1 protein-coding gene and 1 pseudogene are annotated in these 723 nt (G+C 63.3%); both read right to left on the bottom strand.

Annotated elements, in window-relative coordinates:
* Positions 1-498, bottom strand: a 498-nt coding sequence (locus tag AM506_RS23530; RefSeq protein ID WP_200908484.1) for an ATP-binding cassette domain-containing protein, incomplete at its 3' end; no start/stop codon positions are given.
* Positions 499-518: 20 nt separating this feature from the next.
* Positions 519-723 (bottom strand): annotated as a pseudogene (locus AM506_RS23525) (amino acid ABC transporter permease); the annotation flags it as partial.

The following is a 723-nucleotide window of genomic DNA, read 5'->3' as shown; positions in this document are numbered from 1 at the left end:
CTGCATGCACAGCGCCCGGGCGATGGCCACCCGCTGCTGCTGACCGCCGGAGAGCTGGCCAGGGTACTTGCGGGCCTGGTCGGCGATCTGCACCCGCTCGAGGATCTCCATCGACGTGCGCTCGGCCTCGGCGCGCGGCTTCTTCTGCACCCAGGTCTGGGAGATGCAGCAGTTGTCCAGCACGCTCAGATGGGGAAAGAGGTTGAAGTGCTGGAACACCATGCCGACATTGCGGCGGATCTGCTCGATGCGCTTCACGTCCCTGGTCATGGGCATGCCATTGACCACGATGCGCCCCTCCTGATGCTCCTCGAGGTGGTTGATACAGCGGATCAGGGTCGATTTGCCCGAACCCGAGGGGCCGCAGATGACGATGCGCTCGCCGCGGGCCACCGTCAGGTCGATATCGCGCAGCACGTGGAAGTCGCCATACCACTTGTTGAGCCCGGCAATCTCGATCATCGGTGAGTCGGCCTGGGCGGCATTTGCCTGGTTCATGTCGGGTCGAATCCTTGTTGTCAGTTGCGATGGCCGGTGTGCAGGCGGCGCTCGATGTACTGGCTGTAGCGCGACATGCTGAAGCAGAACACCCAGAACACCAGGGCGGCGAAGACATAGCCCTCGGTGGCGAAGCCCAGCCAGTCACTGTCAGTCAGCCCCGCCCGGATGATCGCCAGCAGGTCGAAGAGGCCGATGATCAGCACCAGTGAGGTATCCTTGAAC

Source organism: Rossellomorea vietnamensis (assembly GCF_001305855.1).
Taxonomy (GTDB): Bacteria; Bacillota; Bacilli; order Bacillales; family Bacillaceae_B; genus Rossellomorea; species Rossellomorea vietnamensis_A.
Note: the sequence above shows the minus strand (reverse complement) of the source record. Positions and strands in the feature narration are given on the sequence as shown.